Source organism: Brevibacterium sp. SIMBA_078 (assembly GCF_046534565.1).
GTDB lineage: Bacteria > Actinomycetota > Actinomycetes > Actinomycetales > Brevibacteriaceae > Brevibacterium.
Genome location: NZ_JAWRYQ010000610.1, coordinates 1 through 234, shown reverse-complemented (window position 1 = coordinate 234; position 234 = coordinate 1). Strand labels below are relative to the sequence as shown.

Sequence of the window (234 nt, the reverse complement as noted above, 5' to 3'; positions counted from 1 at the left end):
CCTGAGATAGGTTTTGACCGGTCACTAGCACCGTTGACTGGGCTAGATCTCCTTTATTAAATTGATCCTCGACGATTTCAAATGCGACACGAGAAGGTAAATCCTTCGGGAAATTTTTCACTGAGTTAAATTCATACTGTAAATTGAAAACATTCGCCCCTGTCACAAGTAAAAACAGTAAGACAGCACCACCAATCAATCCTGGTTTTCCAACAACAAACTTTGCTATAGGCC

General features: G+C 41.0%; 1 protein-coding gene. It reads right to left on the bottom strand.

Annotated features, from left to right (window positions below):
- On the bottom strand, positions 1 to 234 hold a 234-nt coding region (locus SB749_RS20975; protein WP_410712020.1), incomplete at both ends, for a hypothetical protein.